Annotated in this window: 14 protein-coding genes and 1 pseudogene; 1 reads left to right on the forward strand and 14 read right to left on the reverse strand. The window is 38.0% G+C overall.

The genetic code is table 11. The features are described from left to right. The first annotated feature begins 385 nt into the window (after window positions 1-385). Window positions 386-1,768 carry a hypothetical protein gene (locus DWX84_RS13785; protein ID WP_048926993.1) on the forward strand — a complete coding sequence of 461 codons (1,383 nt, stop codon included), beginning with the start codon at window positions 386-388 and terminating at the stop codon, window positions 1,766-1,768. A 74-nt stretch (window positions 1,769-1,842) separates the two neighbouring features. Here DWX84_RS13785 and DWX84_RS13790 read toward each other — a convergent pair whose 3' ends face one another. From DWX84_RS13790 to DWX84_RS13860, 14 genes and pseudogenes are all read right to left on the reverse strand, one after another. Then, window positions 1,843-2,760, reverse strand: coding sequence for an endonuclease/exonuclease/phosphatase family protein (locus DWX84_RS13790; RefSeq protein WP_005863542.1), 918 nt, complete (start codon window positions 2,758-2,760; stop codon window positions 1,843-1,845). A gap of 37 nt (window positions 2,761-2,797) precedes the next feature. Beyond that, window positions 2,798-3,640 (reverse strand): endonuclease/exonuclease/phosphatase family protein, encoded by an 843-nt coding sequence (locus DWX84_RS13795; protein ID WP_005863544.1) that lies wholly within the window; start codon window positions 3,638-3,640, stop codon window positions 2,798-2,800. 13 nt (window positions 3,641-3,653) lie between these two features. Continuing rightward, a complete protein-coding gene (locus DWX84_RS13800; RefSeq protein WP_005863546.1) occupies window positions 3,654-5,483 on the reverse strand; it encodes a RagB/SusD family nutrient uptake outer membrane protein in 1,830 nt (609 codons plus the stop codon). A gap of 20 nt (window positions 5,484-5,503) precedes the next feature. Next, entirely contained in the window at window positions 5,504-9,067 is a 3,564-nt protein-coding gene (locus tag DWX84_RS13805) for a TonB-dependent receptor (protein WP_121960707.1), read from the reverse strand. 224 nt (window positions 9,068-9,291) lie between these two features. Continuing rightward, window positions 9,292-10,296 (reverse strand): FecR family protein, encoded by a 1,005-nt coding sequence (locus DWX84_RS13810; RefSeq protein ID WP_048926992.1) that lies wholly within the window; start codon window positions 10,294-10,296, stop codon window positions 9,292-9,294. Between the two features lie 75 nt (window positions 10,297-10,371). After that, on the reverse strand, window positions 10,372-12,429 hold the full coding sequence (locus DWX84_RS13815; protein ID WP_121960708.1) for a transglutaminase domain-containing protein: 2,058 nt from the start codon (window positions 12,427-12,429) through the stop codon (window positions 10,372-10,374). After that, window positions 12,423-13,484 (reverse strand): BF3164 family lipoprotein, encoded by a 1,062-nt coding sequence (locus DWX84_RS13820; protein ID WP_048927212.1) that lies wholly within the window; start codon window positions 13,482-13,484, stop codon window positions 12,423-12,425. Before DWX84_RS13820 ends, DWX84_RS13815 begins: the two co-directional genes overlap by 7 nt. Before the next feature lie 10 nt (window positions 13,485-13,494). After that, window positions 13,495-14,652 (reverse strand): DUF4221 family protein, encoded by a 1,158-nt coding sequence (locus tag DWX84_RS13825; RefSeq protein WP_083434090.1) that lies wholly within the window; start codon window positions 14,650-14,652, stop codon window positions 13,495-13,497. A 120-nt stretch (window positions 14,653-14,772) separates the two neighbouring features. Then, a complete protein-coding gene (locus tag DWX84_RS13830) occupies window positions 14,773-14,991 on the reverse strand; it encodes an NVEALA domain-containing protein (protein ID WP_157257407.1) in 219 nt (72 codons plus the stop codon). Window positions 14,992-15,198: 207 nt separating this feature from the next. Next, a pseudogene (locus DWX84_RS13835) lies at window positions 15,199-16,058 on the reverse strand (DUF1573 domain-containing protein). Between the two features lie 102 nt (window positions 16,059-16,160). Continuing rightward, on the reverse strand, window positions 16,161-16,727 hold the full coding sequence (locus DWX84_RS13840; RefSeq protein ID WP_057319840.1) for an RNA polymerase sigma factor: 567 nt from the start codon (window positions 16,725-16,727) through the stop codon (window positions 16,161-16,163). Between the two features lie 384 nt (window positions 16,728-17,111). After that, complete coding sequence (locus DWX84_RS13845; RefSeq protein WP_048926991.1) at window positions 17,112-18,017, reverse strand: transcriptional regulator; 906 nt, start codon at window positions 18,015-18,017, stop codon at window positions 17,112-17,114. Between the two features lie 598 nt (window positions 18,018-18,615). Further along, entirely contained in the window at window positions 18,616-19,737 is a 1,122-nt protein-coding gene (locus DWX84_RS13855; RefSeq protein ID WP_008778998.1) for a hypothetical protein, read from the reverse strand. 12 nt (window positions 19,738-19,749) lie between these two features. After that, on the reverse strand, window positions 19,750-20,355 hold the full coding sequence (locus DWX84_RS13860) for a hypothetical protein (protein WP_008778997.1): 606 nt from the start codon (window positions 20,353-20,355) through the stop codon (window positions 19,750-19,752). Window positions 20,356-20,532: the final 177 nt, after the last annotated feature.

Below are 20,532 nucleotides of genomic sequence, written 5' to 3' on the forward strand. Positions count from 1 at the left end.
TCGGCAAGACTATGGCTAACAAAAAGAAGAACGAAGATATAAAGCGAACAGAATCAGTTTGTAATCGAGGTTTAAAAAGATGCTTAGTTGATAGATCTGAGATTTCATAAAAAGGAGGAATAGATTATAAATATATATGGTTGAGTGATTTACGGTTTATCAACAAAACCATAGTCTTGCCGAGACTCAGTTGTAATAGATCTCAGAAATATATTTTACAAGGGATCAATCGTGTCTTTCCTCAAATCTCCTGTAACGCAAATGTAGAAAAATTATTATTCGATTGGTTATTTTAATATTTATTTTCCTGCAAAATTATTATTTTTGGAAAAAACAGAACGCAATCTCCGATTTTATCTACGAATAGTTTAAAATCTAAGTTGTCATGAAAACATATGCTGAAAGAAAACAGAGAACACCGCATACCCTTGTTGGTCATGTTGGTAATTCCAAGCAAGCATCTTTGTGTGAAATATTACAGTCTTCTCATGATAAGTTGCTTGAGAGGAAGGCTATTCAATGTCAAATAAATAATAACAGTCCAGGAACTAAAATAAAAGACGAGCTAAAAATACCATCAGTCAATAATTTTGTACCCATTCAACGATATGCTACCTTCACGGAAGGTGGGAAAATTTATAATATTTCCAATTCTGGCCAAGCTATTTGCGGCTTGGAATATCCAAATCACGAATTGTATGTATTAGATTTTAATACTATTATGCAAAAGGAAGGTGCTATGATTGAGTTTGTGCCAAAGGAAAAAAGACAATTTACAAGACTCAATTCAACATACCGTACAAAAGAGTATATCCGGGTAGAACCGAAATGGAAAAAGGAACATGATTTTTCGAGTAAAAAGTTAATTTCAAGTTTTTCAAATCTTAATGATGTTACAGGTGGATATAATGAAGAATTTAATTCGCTCTATCAAGAGGTGAACGAGATAAGAAAAAGCAGTGAGAATTTAAGGAAGTTCTTTGTTCAGTTGCAATTTAAATGGCCGGTCGAACAGAGTCAATTTACTTCTGTCTATGAAATGTATAAAGAAATTCACATTAAACTTTCCTCTTGGCTCTACCCAGAAAGAGGTAAAAAGCCTGTAACTGGAAGTTATGATACCTTGATCGAAAATTTAACCACATTGAAGTCTGATCTGGAAGTAGCCTTGTCGCCCTCTTCCTATATACCTACCGTCTTTGATAATAATAGTGAAAGGGATGATGTCCACGAGATGTATGGTCCGATTGTAAATAATATAGATTCCCTTATATCGAAATTACGACAAATAAAGAGTCGTATCTCAATTGATACCTTAGGTCTATGTACCAGAGAGGCATTTCTTTACGAACAAACCCACTCTGAAGAGGTTAAAATGCCCAGAGGGTGCGATATGGTTGCCTCTCTGTTTGGCCGATACGAAAGTCAAAGTAAATCTAGCATGTTGAATTTTACAGTGAAAGATAGTACCGCTCATCATTACGCTACCATTATCTCCCAAGACAATTCGGATTATATAACGATAGAAGGGTTTGCCAAAAAGAATTATGCGGGTGTAGACGATACTTGGGAATTTTTTATGCATGGACATTTTAATACCTCTCCCGAACAAGCATTTACGGATTATACGAAAATAAGATATACTTATTTCGATCAGTTTAAGGGAGGAATCGATCCAACAAGACCCCATACATCCAAAGAAACAGGTAATTGTTATTCTGATACAATTAATTCTTTTATGGGTAATTATTATAAAAAGAATGAGTAAATAGAACCTCTATAATATTTCTACAGAATAGGAGGCGACCTCTAGCGATCGCCTCTATTTTTCTTAAAGTTTTTCTATTCTACTTCTACCACAACCATTACAGGAAAATGATCAGATGGCGTACGAGCGACATACTTCTGCATGGAAACTTCTTTAGGGAAGTTCGCATCCTGTTCCTTTTGAGCGCTTTCTTTTGCTTCCGAACGATACGTATCCGTCAAGACTCCGTACTTTTTCACATCAAACTCTTTCGTAAGGAATAAATGATCGATACGACTGTCTGTTTTGCGATCCGCATGGAAGGCATTAAACGTGCCGTTGGGTACATACCGGAAATCCGCTATCTGATAAGAATCCCGCATAATACCGGAATTGTCCAGTAATAAGTAGGATTCATTATGTTGATCCACATTAAAATCACCTGTTAGAATCGCCGGTAGCTTCTCCGGAAATTCTTTCAACTTCTTAAGGATAAGTTTCGCGCTTTCCGCACGGGCCTGTACGCCAATATGATCCATATGTAAGTTAAAGAACAAGAAAGTAAAGCCGGTTTGTTTATCCCGAAATTTACCCCATGTGCAAATACGGGGAAGAACGGCATCCCATCCCTTATTGGGGCGATCGGTTATCGTAGACAACCAAAAGTCCCCATGATCCAGTACCTCAAACTTCTCCTTACGATAAAATATGGCAGAGTGTTCCCCGGCTTGTTTACCATCATCACGCCCTACCCCGATATAATCATAACCGGGCATCGCATTTTTAAGGTCTTGCAATTGCTGGTACTTGCCTTCTTGAGTTCCGAAAATATCAAAACCGTGAAACTGAATCAACTGGGCGATATACGGATACCGTTGCCCCCAGCCATTACCATTCGTCGAGTCACCCGCATTCGCGTTACGCAAATTATAAGTGGCAACTACCATAGACTCCGCCTGCAACGCAAACACGGAGCAAAGGAGAAATAAGAAAGAATAAATTAGCTTCTTCATACCTTTATAATTATTTTTAACATCCTAATCCTTAAACTCAAAATTCAGCCTCAATCATAATCGGGAAATGGTCTGAAGGGTAATGACCGTATTGGAACTCATTCAACGTACCATATTTATTCACGTGAATATTCTTGGTAACGAAAATGTAGTCAATTCGATTCTTCATCGGAGCATTCAAATTAAATTGATTTGTCGTTCCTACCGTTCCATAGGGTGGTGTTTTTGAGATTTCCCGTGAATCCAACAGTAAACCATCGGATTTCAATATTTGTATAGGCTCAGAATCCGGCGTACCATTGAAATCACCTACACAGATAGCAGGGGAATCCCCCGCTATCTTTTTAATATTAGCCAACATAATCAAAGCAGACTCATGACGGGCCACTTTACCGATATGATCGAAATGCACACTAAAGAAATAAAATTCCTTTCCCGAAACCTTATCCTTCAACTTCGCCCAAGAACAAACCCTCCGGCATTGCGCATCCCAGCCAAAAGAAGGCTTATCCTGTGTCTCCGACAACCAGTAATTTCCCGAGTCCAATAATTTAAACCGATCTTTCTTAAATAAGACCGCGGCATGTTCCCCTGCCTCTTTTCCGTCATCCCGACCTACACCAACAAACGTATACGTACCATCTTTCACCAAATCCTTCACTTGGTGAATCAGTCCTTCCTGGATTCCAAAGACATCAAAGTCATGGAAATGAACCAAAGATACCGCCATGTCTTTGCGGTGTGCCCATGAATCATCCTTATCCCCCTCATTATCATACCGCAGATTAAAACTACCCACGTTCAGTTTACACTTCTGTTGTCCGGATATCCCTATGCAGAAAGTAAATAAAGAGATAAACACTATAATTAAGTTTCTCATGATACCCCCTTGATTACCAACCCGGATTCTGGCTTAGATTCGTATTGAACTGGATTACAACCTCCGGTATCGGATACAAGTACTGACGAGTCGGCCAGCTCCGTCCAGCATAATTATACTCCATCAAATAACCACCTTGAACCGGCTTCACGTTTAGCACATTACTCTTATTTGTACCTACATAGACACCAATCGCAGCATATTTCTCATCAGCGATTTTGTCCGTATCATAGAAATAGGCGTCATAATTACCATCGCCATTCACATCCAGCGGTTGGTTAAGTGACGGGATAAAGATACCTTCCCAAGGATCGTTCACCCAAAGATCGCAACAATTCCAACGTTTCAAATCATTTAGGCGCAAGCCTTCCAGACAAAGTTCAATACCACGTTCGCGACGGATCTCCAACAAGGAAGGATCAGAGATCGTCGGGTAATAAGAAGCGATATAAGGTTCCGCAGATGACGGACGGGTTGTCAATGTACCTGTCTGTGGTGTGCCTCCCGTAATTCCCGCACGAGAACGAAGCGCACCTATCGTAGCCGCCCAATCCGCATCAGTCAGTTCGCCTAATTCAGCCTTAGCCTCAGCATAGTTCAACAAAACCTCAGCATAGCGCATGATAGGAATGTCATTATCATTCGTAGCCGCATCATCGTAAGCCACGTCATCCATGGCAAACTTCGTAAACTGATATCCCGTCAATGTATGTCCCGTGAAATTAGCTGCCGTCGGCTCATAAACACCAGAAGCATTCTTACGGGTATAATCCGCTCCCCGGATCGTCTGGTTCAAGCGGGTATCACGTCCTGTTGTCTCCTCCACGAAATTCTTATAGCTTCCATCCGCTTTTTTCTCGACATAAGGCGTACCATCCGCATTCAAGTATGACAGCATAAATTTACGGCTCATGCATAAGTGTGGTCCGTAAGTAGAGGAATTATACCACCAATTCTGCTCACCCAGTCCTAACACCTTGTCAGTCTCGATAGCCATCATTACCTCCGTGGTAACGGCCTTATCGGCAATGAAAAGTTCGCGATACGCTCCACGGCCATCGCTATAAGCACCTGAAGTATAAAGTTTGTACGGTCCGTTATCCATAACTTCCTTAGCCGCCTCAGCCGCTAGTTTATATAAATCTTTGGCCGAATATTCCGTACATCCCGTACGAGCGATATCCAATTGGTCAGCGGCATGGTATTTACGCCAAGCAGCCTCAAACAAGCAAACACGAGATTTGAAAGCGGCAGCTGTCCATTTATTTACGATCGTTGAATTATGCGTGACATCCTCTTCCAATATATTCGTATACGCATAATCCAAATCCTCCAAGATATGCCCGATAATCACATCACGTGTATCACGCGGGTTATAAAGATCCGGGTCTTCAGCCTCGTTAAATACCTTATCAATCCAAGGTACCTCGCCATATTGTACCAATTTATCAAAATAGAAGCGAGCACGGAACAAGCGTGCGATACCATTATAATTGTCACGGATAGTCGTGCTTAGTGACTCATTCACGTTATTCTCCAAAAAGAAATTTATATTACGAAGAGCGGACCATGACCAACTCGTCGCGCTATTCGTAGTATAAGCGCCAACCTCCATACCACCCAAGGAATTTTTCACCCCATAATCTGCCGTAGCATCACGCCGGAAAGCGCTTCCTCGGGAAGGCAAGACATTGTAAAATGAGTACGTATACGTCTTCAAACCATTCTCGGAGCTAAACACCATATCCACAGAAGCCTCCGACTTTGGTTCCTCATTCATCTCGCACCCCGAAAATATAGCCAAAAGTGCCACCAGACCGCTTAATAATATATTCTTTTTCATTTCGTATAATCTCCTATTCTTTAAAATGTAACATTCAGGCCGATGCTGAACGATTTCATCATCGGGTAATTATATCCATCACCACTGTTGCTGGAAGTCAAGTCCTTATCCGATTCACCGATATTCGATACATTGACATCCTTGGAATACTTGTAAAGCGGAGACCATGTAAAGAGATTTTCCCCGGAAAGATAAATTCCTACATTTGTCAAATGCAACTTCTTAATCCATTCTGATGGCAAATTATAGCCAACCTGTATGTTCTTCAAGCGTAGATAGGCCGCATTCATCAAATAGCGCGTGTTGGCGTTCTTATGACCTCCATAGAAAGGCGCATAGTAACCCGTGTAACGAGGCAAGAAAGCATCCGGATTCTCTGGAGTCCAATAGTTGTCCACATGCCAAGAGGGCATCTGGTTATACGGACGATTGTACTGCCCCCAGAACGTAGAGGCTTCATTAGACGGATACCAATCTTGCTTACCCACCCCTTGGAAGAAAGCACTTACCCAGATATTGTTCCAATCGGCAGAGAGCGTAAAACTATAAATATAACGAGGCTCCTCGTTACCAATGATCTTACGGTCGCCCGGATCATCTACCGTATTCTGTCCGCGGTCAATATAGCCGTTGCCATTCAAGTCTTCGAACTTAATATCGCCCGGATACAACTTATAGGTTTTCGATGTTTGCATAAGTGGGTTATAATAGGATTGCCCCGCAGCTTTCGCAGCGGCCTCAGCCGCATCGATGCCAGCTTGATCCTGCCACAAGCCATTGGATACAAACCCCCAAATCTCACCGATACGCATTCCCTCGTAATAATTCTTGTCGAGCGACTGATTTGCGTACTCGCTCAATGACATATTCGCGTTATTAAACTTGTCGATCACTGAATAGTAATCCGCCAATGTTCCCTTGATACTATAATTAAACCGCTTACCAGCTAAATCAAATCCATCTTTCCATTCCAAAGACAACTCATAACCATAGGTAGACATATCCGCATAATTACCTTTCGGCGAGGAAGCACCGAACACATCCGGTACGGTCGGGCCATTCACGATCATGTCGGTTGTTTTACGGATATAATAATCTCCGCTCACGGTCAAACGATTGTCGAAGAATCCCAAATCCACTCCGATATCATACGTCGTGGCGGTTTCCCACGTCAAGTTGCCGGGAAGAGCCGCCGGAGATGACATATAATTCTGCCGCAAACCGTCAAGAATATAATCAGACTTGCTGATACCCAATGTCTGGATATACTGATAATTACTCAATCCGGCCGCATTGCCCAAAGAGCCCCAAGAAAACCGGACCTTAGCGTTAGAGATATGTTCGGACTTAACATTCCACCAAGGTTCTTGCGAGATTCGCCAACCCACGGAAGCCGAGGGGAAGAAAGCCCAACGCTCATCACTCGGGAAGCGGGAGGAACCATCGTAACGTCCGTTTACCTCCAATAGGTAGCGATCGTCAAAGGCATAATTCAAACGGAAGAAAGCGCCACCAAACTGATAAGCCTTCCATTGTGAGGTAATGCTCCGGTTATCAGTACCCATCACCAGATTCATGTTGTCCACGTCATCCGTCAACAGGTCATCATTATAAGCATAGATACGTTTGAAGCTAGATTTCTCGTAATTCCATCCAGCCATAGCCTTAAAATAATGTTTCTCGGCAAAGGTTTCCTCAAACTCCGCGAAAAGGTTCGTAGCTAGATAGTTCGTATGATCAGTTGTCTCCGCCAAGTTGGAGTAAGTACCCGTGATATATTCGATCTTACTTTCGCCATTCGCATCGGCCGACCGCGCATATGGCGAACGCACCTGTTTCTTAGTCTTCTCTTGCGTCTTCTGTTGATAAGTAAAATCACCATTCACACGCAAACGGTCACCCAAGAACTTCGCATTGAATGTCGTAGTATTCTTCAAGTTGGAGTTCTTTGTCGTAATACCGCTACGTCCATAAAGCAAATCGCCTACGGTATAGACGGCAGAATAAGTCATCGTACCATCAGGGTTGAACAGTGGCGATGACGGGTGTCCCTCGTCCGCAATATTTCTCCATACCACACCAGAACCTTCCGAATAGGTAATCGGATTGTAGTATTTATTATGGGAAAACTCAAAGTTATTGCTGATCTTCAACCAAGGAGTCAACTGATAACCTCCTTTGAAGCGCATATTATAGGTCTTGAACTTATCCGTTTGCTCATCGCTATCGAAAAGTCCATCGTAACTATAGAAACGTCCTGACAAATAATAATCAAACTTCCCGTCGGAACCCGAGATGGAAAGATTTTGATTCTGCGCAAAGACACTCTTCTTATACATCAGATCATAATAGTCGGTTCCTTCCGGATAATACACATAACGGCCTTTTGTACCGATAGAGCCATCAGAGATCACCGTCCCGAAATCGCCCGTCTCATGACGGCGCTTATACTCGTCCAGCCAAGCCACGGAAAATTGCTGTGTCTTGTTGATACCAGAAGGATTCGCTTGATTGTAATTAAAATAAGCGTCATAAAAATGCTTTGCCCAAATATAACCATCGGAAACTACATCCGGCACATTCTGTGGTGATTGTAATGAATAGCTAGAAGACCATGTCACCTTCGGCTTACCTTCCGTAGCGTTCTTCGTCGTGATCAAAACCACGCCAAATGGAGCACGTGCGCCATAAATAGCGGAAGCGGCAGCATCCTTCAATACGGAAATACTCTCAATATCATTCGGATTTAACATAGAAGGGTCTCCTTCCACACCATCAATCAACACCAAAGCACTACCCCCATTGATAGAACCGGCACCACGTACGTTAAAATCCGCCGTACGCCCCGGTTTACCATCAGACAAGGAAATATTCAAGTTCGGGACAACTCCTTCTAACATCTGAGTAGCGTTAGCCGTAGGACGCCCCTCGAATACATCACTAGTCACTTGCTCTACCGCACCAGTCAAATTCACTTTTTTCTGGGAACCATAACCCACCACGACTACCTCATCCAGCTTCTGCGTGTCCTCATGAATAGATATAACCAAATTATCTTTATTGCCTACCGGAACATCTTGAGCCACATAACCAATATAAGAAACCTGAAGTATCGCATTCGGAGTTACCTCAATAGAGAAATGACCATCTATATCCGTGATGGTACCATTGGTAGATCCTTTCACGACCACATTCGCCCCGATGATTGGTTCCCCTTTCGGGTCTGTAATCGTACCGGTAACTTTCTTATTACCTTGTTGCTGAACAGTTTTTACCGATGATAAAACGATCTGATGACCCGATTTCAATACATAAGCCACATTCGCTTGCTTTGCTATCGCATCCATTACAGCATTAATATCCGCATCTTCCACGTCAACAGAGATCGGAGAATTCAGACCTTTGATCCCATCATTATAGAAAAAACGATATTCAGTCGTTTCCTCTAATTCTTTAATAACCTCCCGCATCGGTCTATCCTTTACCGACAACGATATCTGGGCGGCAATCGCAACTCCGGAAAAGCCCGACAATAATTGGGCATACAAAAGTGTCCGGAAAAAAGAGTGCTTGAAATTACTCATTTTTAAAAATTTTTTAATAATACATAGATTTTAAACAGGTAACTTTACAAGCAAATCATTTACATATTCTATCTTATTTATAACCGGCTAGTTATTTCCTTGAAGATATTATATACAAGTGATTTTGCTTAAGAGGAAGAAGGGCCTTGCCTTTCTTCTTTTTTTACTACAATCATCTAGCTCATCTCATAGGCTTCTTCTTTATTAGGTTAACACTCAACTTTCTATTTCTCATTTAAATAAATAGTATCACCTACCGACACATACGTAATCGGAGCCGTAAGGCTTATTATTTCAAATACATTATCCAGACTATTATTCCGGATCACCCCCGAGAAACTGTAGCCTTTAATCTTATTGGACAAAAAACGAACTTCAACATTATACATTCGATTCATCAATACCGCAATCTCCTCCAACGACTCGCCAGAGAAGGCCAGTTCATTCGTACGCCAAAGACGGGCATAAGAAGCATTTGTCGGGTGATTAACAGATAATATATGACTAGACTTATTAAAAACCGCACTCTCATCCGGAGACAGAATCACAAACTCTTTTCCAACCGCTGTTCGTACACTGCCTTCAAACAAGGTCGTAACCACCTCGTCATCTTCCTCATACGCCTTCACATTAAAAGCTGTGCCTAGCGCCTCGACTTCCATATCCCCCGCATTTACCAAGAAACGGCGCAATGTATCTTTCGAAACTTCAAAATAAGCCTCACCAGATAAAGAAACTGATCTTTCTTTCACGCCATAATCACTCTTATAATTAAGTTTAGTATGCGAATTTAACCATACTTTCGTCCCATCAGGAAGAACCACGCTAGCACGTTGCCCATTATCTGCCAACACCACATAATCCAATGGATCAGGTGGTGGAACCTGTCTCATATTATACCAATGGGAGCCAATTCCAAGGCCTATACATATTAAAGCCACCGCCGCATAAGAAAGCCACTTCCATAAGGTATGCGGTTTCTTCTTTATCTCCAGAGTTTTTTTCTCTTGTCTCATCCGCTTTTTAATCTCACAAAACATCTGTCCTTGTAGCTTAGGAGGAAGCTTTTTCCCGGAAGATTCTTCCCATCTAGACTTATAAAAAGCCATGATCTCTTCCTTATGATCGGGATCTCTAAACCACGCCAAAAGAGTTCGCTCTTCTTCCGGTGAAGTCTTACCACTCATGAAGCGATCCAATAATTCGATATGTGTATGCATTTTTCTCATCGTGTAATAAGTATATCCCGAAAAAGAACTTTACCCTTACACGGAAAAATCAAGAAAGCCTTGATTTAACACAAATTAATACCACACTTGTTTTCCGCCTTCATAAGTAAACGGGCGATGTTCTTTTCCTCGTGTATGGTTATGAATACGAAAAATAGATTCCCGTGGAATATTTTGATAAATTAATTTATTGTCTTCGGCATACTGTTTACCTAATGATATCCACTTTTTGTCCCAATAGAAGAGTTCATATAATTCTCCCGTTACGATCTTATTATCATCATTCCTCGGATAAAATTCCACCTTCGCTATCTGTTTAGGTTCGCCTAGATCTAGAACAACAAATTGATCTTTTTGAAATTGATCTGGTTGATAATAAGACACTCGGTCCTGATCTGTCACCAAATCGAGACCATGTCCTTTAGTCCCTTCATTTCCACCCCACTCTCCGGAAAACTGCTGGCCATCGCCTCCAAATACTTTTATTTCCGCTATAGCGTAAAAATAGCCCAATGGCTGTGTTTCTTGAAAATCACAGATCAAATAACGATATTTTTGGGAAACAGATATACGGAAACTATCCACATAAAAGGGAGGATTTTCAATAGAATATATCAAAGAACGATCCGAAAGATCTTTCTTGTTACAAACATAAAAGCGGGTTCCTATCGTTCCTGCGGCTTGAAGCGCCGTATTCATTCTATATGGAACTTTTGAATAGAATGTAGCAGAACTTTCCGCTTTTTCAAAATCTGGTAATAACTTACGTAATTTACCTTCACGAGTCAGAATAAACGCATCTCCAGCAGGTCGTATCTCTCCATCATTATAATAAGCGGGAAGATAGAGCATGTTAACCCCCATTTTAGGAAAACGTACCTTGGAACCTTCCGGTCGCCCCCAACACACTGGATTCCAACCAATAATATCATAGCAACATAAATAGACATATTCTTTGGGATGTTTCTCATTCCAAAGTGGTACCTCTATATCTTCGCATACGACATACTGGTCCGTGATATCTTGAATCCCCGGATTTTTGAATAAAGGAGGTATTTCTTCTTTAGACAAGATAGCGAGCGAGTGGGGTTGTATCCGATAGTTATACCTATAGACTTTAGGAGCAGTCCTACAATATTGAATAGTAATAGTCGACGGAAACATATCAATTTTAGATTGATAGACATCTCTCCAAAACATCCCGTCTATCTTAATGTCATCCTTAGTAAGGAAAGGTCTTTGTGTATTATCATATATCATGCCGAATTGCTTACTCCCTATAATCTCGACCCATGAATGAGGATATTGTGAATTTCCCCAACAGGGAACCATATTTAATGCAGCAGGTATACCATTCGCCCTCAATGCAGCAATTTTATATGTAGACTTTTCTAAACAAGTTCCCATTTGAGTGGCTACTATATTTTGGAAAGTCATAGGGCGCAATCCTTGATATTTACCGGTAAAGATTATCCATTCATTGAGAAAGCCCTGCTCTACCTCATCCGATATAGCTTTACCAATTTCTTCATACGAACACATATACATAGAATCTCGTAGTGAAGCATATTTTCGATCAAAATAACTCCCAGCATGTTCCCAATGACAATTATCTGTAGTGTAAGGGAGTACATAATCAAAGAAAATATCCCAGTCCATATTCTTACACCAAGGATATCGCTCTTTATTTTGAAAACACTGATCTATATGATGTATAAGATAATCAGAAGACAATTCTTTCAAATCAGATAAAAAGCGAGGATTTACTTTTGTATAAGAATACAATTTGTTTATACTATCATATATAGCGTATTGGATATCATATAAAAAGGAACCGTATGTCTCTCTATAATTAGCGAAAGCATCGAAATACACATGGTTTCCTTTCACCGAGTTACTATCTAATACTTGCTTCCCTATCATATTACTTATTAGAAAGCGGGCAGCTTCCTGTTTCTTCTGATTATCCTTATAATGATCTAGAACAGCTTCTAACTCCGATCTATTTTCTCCGGAGTTATCCAACGCTAATTCCAATAGAACATTTTCATTCGAAGAACAAGCATAAAAAGTTAAAATAATAAAGAAAAAAAGTATCTTACTATCATAGCTAAAATGCTTTTTTACTACCATGTAAATGTAACCTTTGATAGATCAAAAGAATACAGATGATAATCATCATCCCAGCCCAAGACTATTAGTTCTTTATCATCGTTTGTCACACAAATATTGAATAGTTTTATATCAGTAACTAATCGACAAATACATTTTCCACTCCAATCATATACTAAAATGTCATTACTTAACATAGTATCTAACATTCTTGTATTAGTATGCTGATTCAACTTTTTCCCTGAATATAAAGTATAAATATAACGATCAGTCGCATATATATCCGTATAACCGATTACATTCTCTTTGCCATGCTTTATGCCGTTCCTGCCAGATCTACTATCATCAATGTATATAGGATAAATATCGTGATAACGTTTTATGAGCATTGGAATCGTATCTATCTGATATAGTTCAAAGATAGCGCCAGAGGCCGCAACCGTAGCCAATCTATCTAATACTGAATTATAAACCATATAGCCTTGATAGGCAAATGTTTTACTTTTACCTCCACTATCGTTCCCATCATTTGGAAAATCGCCAAAAGACTTCACATATTTACCTGCACAATCAAACAAAGCATATCTCTTAGTATTTGTTTCCTCTTTATCAAGGAGTCCAGAAACGACATACCCATGCTTTGTTTGAATAGCAGAGAGAAACATATATTCCAAATTCACAATAGAAGAAATACTTTTAGATAAACTTTTGGTTATAATTTGTTTCTTTTGTATATCCAATATAATCACATTTGATTTATCTTTCTTTTGCATCAAACGAGGCATGATGTTTTCATCTGGGCCTTCTCCTGTTTGGGAAAAAGATAGAATACTGTCTTTTGTATAATATATTTTATCCAAAAGAGAATCACCTAAATAATTCTCTTTGATTAGACATTTCTCACTCTCAAATAGCATCATCCTCCCAAACGAACTTAACTTATAAGTATCCGCATTGAGTTGATTTGCTTTTATATTAACGACTTGTAGAAAGTACTCTTTGGGATCTATTTCGTTCTGTTGACAAGAGGCAAAGTGTATAAAAATAAAAATTATAATTAATATATATTTCTTCATATTATTCTTTTCAAACAGCTGAATCATTATACTTCTCTTTGCTTTTACATAGCCTAAATAGTCTAAATATCAGTTTATCATCATCATAATTTGGATTTTTATAATGATTTTCAGAAATATACAATCCTTTTTCATCAATATACATCAGATTTGGATTATATGTATATTCAGGAAAAACAGTCTCACCTATTATATTAAAGTTTTTATCTAGAATTATAATAGAAAATATCTTTCTTCCAAAATCCCACAATTCCATATAGTTTTCTCTATTATCTATCTCTGTTTTCAAATAGCAAACTCTATAATACACATCACGGTATTTATCATATAATAAGTTACCATAATTTGGATTTTCACACATAGATTTTAATGTTCCATTATAATCATTCGGCATCACAACCCTATCAATATAATTACTTTTTACATTCACTCTTTCAACAATATTGTGATCTATAGAAGTTATAAATATATCTTCTTCATAGAAAAAAGAATAGATAAATTTATCACCATTAAAACATCTACTAAAATACAATTCTACACCAGCATTCTTTTTTTTATTATCTGCACCACTAAATCGGGGATATTCAAATGGAAGTTCTTGTACATTCCCTGTATTTAGATCAATCATTGCAGATACAGGGTTGGGATATTTCCATCGATTACACTCCGACAATACAAAAAGATTATTATTAAATTTAAGTATAGGGTGATAACTAAACGACAAAGAGTTACATGCGTTTAAAACATTTCCATCTTTTGATTTTCCATAATAAATTTTTTTATTTATTTTCCCCTCTTTATTTACACTATATATTTCCGGGAGCTGTAAACTCGTCAGATAAATACTATCTAGACTGTCAATATAATACCCTAAGAAAAAACCAACTCCATTATCTCCCTCTATATCAAGATCTATTTTGAAGGCCATTTCTTTTGTCTGTATATCATAAAAAACAATCTGATTTTTGAAACCATTTTGAAAACTAATATATTGATGTCCATCTTTATCTGTATAAGGAAATAGAGCTTTAATATATGGTTCTACATCATAATTCAAATCAAATGTCATATTACTATCCTTTTCCAAGTAATACATATAATTTATTTTTTCACAAGACAAAAGAGCAATTAAGCTTGATAATATTATTAGCAAATAATATCTTTTCATTTTATAAGTATTTGAGATAAGTTTCAATCGTAATAATTAGGTTCTACAACGAATTATATAGATAAAAACAAAGTTATTTTATTACATATTTCACTACAAAAACGTTATAGAACCATAAAATTAATCACATGGAGCACAACCGATAGACCCACTATTACAACAAGCTCTTGTATCTAAGTTCAACCAGCAACTCCAATGAGTAGTACATTCTTCACCCGCAAGAGCTTCTATATTGCTTAACGCTAATCCAGACAAAGAAGGATCAATATTATTTTTTAGAATATTAATCATCACCAAACAGAAAACAATAACAATAAGAATAATTCTTAATTTCTTCATAACGCTCATAATATAATTATTTATAAGATCTTTATATTTTGCCTAATCCTCTTTAGTTAGAATAAGATATCCTCTGTATCTTTTTTTACATTTAAATAAATTTTAGACTTTCACATCACCTCCTTTCTGATAATATTTTGGAGCGAAGAACTTGCTGTGATAGCTTCTAATATATCAGGCAAGTTTCCCTTTTATAATTTGACTTTATCAAATCGTATTTCCCCGTATATTGAATTTAATTAATTGATTTGTATTACATTTTACCGTGATTGTCTCATCAAAGAGTCCCTTATTTTCAGGTGTCACTCCCACTTTAATATGAAGAGATTCACCGGGCTGAACTGGATGTTTATCAAACAAAGTTTGAGCACATCCACAAGTGGTAGTTACATCTATAATAACTAAAGGTTGGTCTCCTGTATTGACAAGCGTAAACAAAGTGTCTTTACTCTTCCCTAAAGGAATAGTTTCTAGTAAGAGTGATTCCTTTTCCACTTTTACGGTTGTCTGAATTGGTGCAACAGGTTGTTTCCTACTTATTTCTTCCAAATATAATTCTTTTACGTTCGGGTTATGGACAGGATTACCTATCACTACCACTTTATTATTCTTGTCTAATAAAAATACTTGAAACCGAATATCTTTTGGAAAATGATTGAGCTGATTTAGACTGTCTGATCGATCCAAGCAAATCGGCTTGTCAAAATTCTCTCTTATTAATAAAGAATGTATCTCCCACTGATCATCAAACTGAAAAAAAATAAGAAAGGGATATTCTTCTGACTGATAGAATCTGTATATCGGATAAATTCTTTCCAACGGGATAATTGCAATTTACAACTCGTACAACCAATTGAGTCTACAAAAACCAAGACTTTGTAATCCGAAGTCGGGATTACGAAATTAGTTGTATCAGATGCAAATCTGGTAAAGACCATATTTTCCGGAAATAGAATCTGCTTACCCTGCCATTCTTTAACCAACAATGTTATTATTTCCTTTTGCTTATCTTGACAAGCTGATAGGAAAATTGTTAATAGTAATATGATTAGATCTAAAGGTTTCATTTTATGTAAATGTATATACGTTTGTTCATCATATAATATAATACGTATATCCGATAAAAACTATCTACCCCTACAAACCACAAGATATTTAATGCTTATTAACTATAAAAAGAGTGTTATAAGGCAAAGAAAGCCATCAGAAGAAAGTCGATCTCGCAAAAAACGCAAAGCCCTACTCAACTGTGTCTCCACAGTCTTTTCTGAGATAGAGAGGCGTTCCGCTATTTCTCTATATGATAAATGTTCATGACGGCTCAAACGGAATATCTCCCGACGTGATGGCGGTAATTCTTCTATCAAGCTATTAATATATTCCCGTAAAGACTCTGCGTCGATTCGTTCTTCCATAAGCGAATCGACATCTGATAGCTGTCGTTGTAGGCTTTCCGTCAGTTTTTCAGAGAGTAACCGGTTTTCTGTCTCTTTATAAACCAAGTTACGGGCTATGGTGAATAGATAGGCATCAAAGTTTTGTTCCGGATCTATAGTCTCATGCTTCTCCCAGATTTTAAGAAAAACGTTTTGGGTCAAATCCACCGCCATAGATTTATCATATAACAACGAATAAACAAAATGATATACATGCTGATTATATTCCCAAAATAGAGTTTCAAAAGCCTTTTCATCTCCATTCTTCAGATCTATAAGCAAATTTCCATCCATTTTCATATCACATATATATTATATATCCCCGCCATACCAACTTATCTCCATTCTGCTTATTCGCAGTTCATATACTTTAGTTCTGATGAAACTACGTTGATTTGAATAGAGGATAAAGGTGATAAGAGAGAGAAAATCAGTGAGTAACTAAATGGTAGAATAACCAATAGCAGAATAGATCTAAATAAAAATAGATATAGATGATTGTTATTTAGGGACTTACATTAGATAAAAGACGTAGTTTCATCAGAACCTAGAACAAGGTTACAAGTGAAGATTCAAATATAAACAAACATCATTACATATCGCAAATATACAAAAAAATGTAAATACAGTATGAGTATCCTTGAAATCTAGTTAAATTCTACTTGAGGACAAAGAATGTCCTCACTAATTATCCGCTTCGCAAATGATATATTGATAAAGGTCGGAATGCCCGGTTTTATCGATTATCTTATGCTTTTCGAGTTGGAATTTCAGTTGGGCCAAACCAAGAGCGCCAAAGCCGGGAAGGTCTAATAAAGAGTCGAGTCCGTTTTTGAGGGCGTAACGTAGAATATCTTCTATGGTTTCTATTTTCAAGGTTGTAAGGCATTTACGGATATAGGGCGCTAAGGTGAGACGGGTAATGGGTTGGCATATCCGTTTCGCGGCATTTAAGGGAACGGGGGTAAGTGATCGGGGAGATTCGATACATAGACCGTTTTGGAGCGCCTTTTTATATAATCTTCTCAATTCGTATTCCATGTTCCTGTTCTCTATCCACAGACGTTCTATCTCAAGGTCTTGGTTCGTGATTGTTTTCTTGTATTCGGTCAGGAAGCCCATGTTTTCTTGCAAGCGGAGCGATATGACCTTATATCGGCGACAGATTCCGTCGTAGGATATACCACAACGTTTGGCTACGTCTTCTATCTTGGCTCCGGAAGTTATTTCCGTAAAGATAAGTCGGTCTCTCTTGTCGTGTATGAATGTTGATAGTTCGGCGATAATGAGTTTAAGTAGGGGAGAGATGTTTTTAAGGGATCGCAGGCAGAAAAGGTAATCATCGAATTGGGAGATGATCTCGTTTATCTCTTCTTCCTTGTCTTGGATGATAAGTTGCAGGTATAGCTTTTGTATTCCCATACGCTCGATATGGGAAATGAATTCACGCAAATTGGTCAGATCGACTAGGCGAACACCTTGCTTCACGACGTAAGATGCTATTTTTTTAGATATCGCCCATTGCTGGATTTCTTCAGATGGAAAGCCGGTGATACGAGCGGCTTCTTCAATAGTAATAAACTCAGGCATAACTATTTGATTAAAGTAAAACTTATACTATTTATCTTTAAAAAGGGCGTTATTTGGCGTTATATTGAAGAGCTGGCCTTTCATTATAAAATAAAGAAAGGGCGATTGGCTGAAAATATTGTTGACAAAGGCTCGGCCAAGCCTCAACACTCAATAAAGTCAGCCGCACGCCCCCCCTTATCTGTATACAATAATCTATCTATACTATACAGTAGCATAGATAACACGTATATCTAATAAAGGGTTGCGGGGCTTTCTCTGTGCATTGAGTGTCTCGAAAAATTTGGCCGATTTTTGTCAACTCGCACAAATATCGCACGCAACACAAGGCTTCTAACTTAAAAGCCTTTTATTGTCGCAAATATACGTATTAAAAATATTTTAGTCTATGATAATCCATACGTTTTCTATTTTATCATTGTTTTACTACCAACAAAGAAAGAATAAGTAGATAAAAACCTACGCTTTTACCTTTTGCTTTTCTGTCTTAATTACTAGCTAGGCAAATATATGATATATTCTTTAATTATAATTGATTATTAAGAAAAAAATCAAGATGGCAATCCATTAAACAGTACGAAGACTACTACCCTAAAGTCTACGGAATGACCTTACAAAACTCTTTTAACTCTTCCTTTATACTACTAAGCTCTCTTTCCATAGATTGTTTGCTGCTTTTCACCTCATCTTTTACAATGTTCAAGACACGCTTAAAACCATAATAAGGCATAAGAAACGGGAACAACAGACCGCTGATCAAGACAAACAAAATCACAGTGATTTTAAGCGCAACAAAATCCTCATAGGTAAAACAAACAGAAGATACATCATCTGATAGCGCACACCCACCGGTCGTTACCACAGCAAAAAGAAATGATATAAGAAACAATCCCCCAAAGTGTTTGAAAACATATTCATAAGTATAGAAGCCAAACTCATAATGGCTCTTAGCTTTTAACCATGCCATTACACATATAGGTATTCCTATAGTGAATGATATTAAACATTTAGCCCAGATAATAGGGATAAAAGTTGACAAGAACAAACAAGTCGCATAAAACATAGGAAATGCGAAACACATCCATTTCCACCTTATCCACCTAGAAACAAACACTTTCGTTTTTTGAGAAGAACCTTCTTCAGTCTCTATCCGTATATCTCTAAAGAAAATCTTCCACATCATCAACCAGAAAATACCCGAGAAAGCCACAAAGATAGTCAAAAAGGAAACAACAAAATCGCTCGTTCCCGCAACTCCCACAACAATCTCATCACAAATAAAAACTGTTAAGCAGAACAAAAGCGCATATAACGGAGCTATAACCTGTTCTTTTGACCTTTGAATTTTCTCTATCAAGTCATGAGCTGGCTTCAAGAATTTAGAGGAATATCCGGATTTAAGTTGATCGAACGTAGCTTGAAGTTTCATATCCATAGCCATAGCACTAATTAGCAACTGCTTGCATTCTGGTCTTGTTTTCGCCTCTACACGCAATTCATTTATATAGCGCTGCAATAGTTTATAATCAGAGTTTGCCGGCACATCGTTGATCACATCGAACCCCACTGCTTTATCCAAAGATTTGATCTCTTCATCAATACGTTTTCCTATCTCATCAAGAATACTATGTATAAAATTACTTTTGTCCAAAATGACACATAATACAATCAATGATGCCAATATACCAATAAATGTCTGGCTTCCTCCAAGAAACAGCATACCAACCTTCTACTAATTCAACTTGATCTCCTCACCGACCAACGACATCGACTTAAAAGTAGCTTTTACCTTGCTCAAAATCTCTTCAGGTGGATTTATCGCACATGTAGCTTCGTGCGTCTGCGGATTTCTTTCCATTCTAACAATGTTGGTATCCGTATATGAGACATGCGCCATATCGCTTTTCAAGAATAAATTATCTTCCAATTTAAAAAGACGTATCTTCTCGGAACTTACTCCATCACTAAAAACACGAAGATCGATTAAATCTCTCAAGAACTTACGATCAAACCTTTCAAAATAAATATTCAAGGATACATTGGGACGGTTTATGAACTCTCTCAAAGACTTAATAACCTTTTTCTTGATCTCATCTCCTAATGCAGTCTCTCCTTCCTTGAGATCATAATTACTATCTTGATTGATATGATTGTAGAATCCCTCACGGAAAACAGACATTTCGCCACAATACATATTAATCACATTTGATTTATTAAGCATAAAGCATTCAATAACAGCATTATGAGCACGGTCATGGTTCATAACAAAATCCATCTCTCCACGGTCAAAAGTATCGCAGAGATTATCATAATATTCATTTAGATCTTCTAATCTCATCAAAAAGCACAGTATTTAACTATATGGGAAACATCGTTTTATCCTTAAACATCTGGCAAAGATACTAAAAAACACAAACAAAATACTTTTATAGCGCAAAAAAGATTAGGTACATTGCCAAATGGCTTTTTTAGGTAGAAAGTTACCATGACATGATACAGATTTACTTCACACGCA

The organism is Parabacteroides sp. AF21-43 (assembly GCF_003635435.1).
Classification (GTDB): Bacteria; Bacteroidota; Bacteroidia; order Bacteroidales; family Tannerellaceae; genus Parabacteroides; species Parabacteroides distasonis.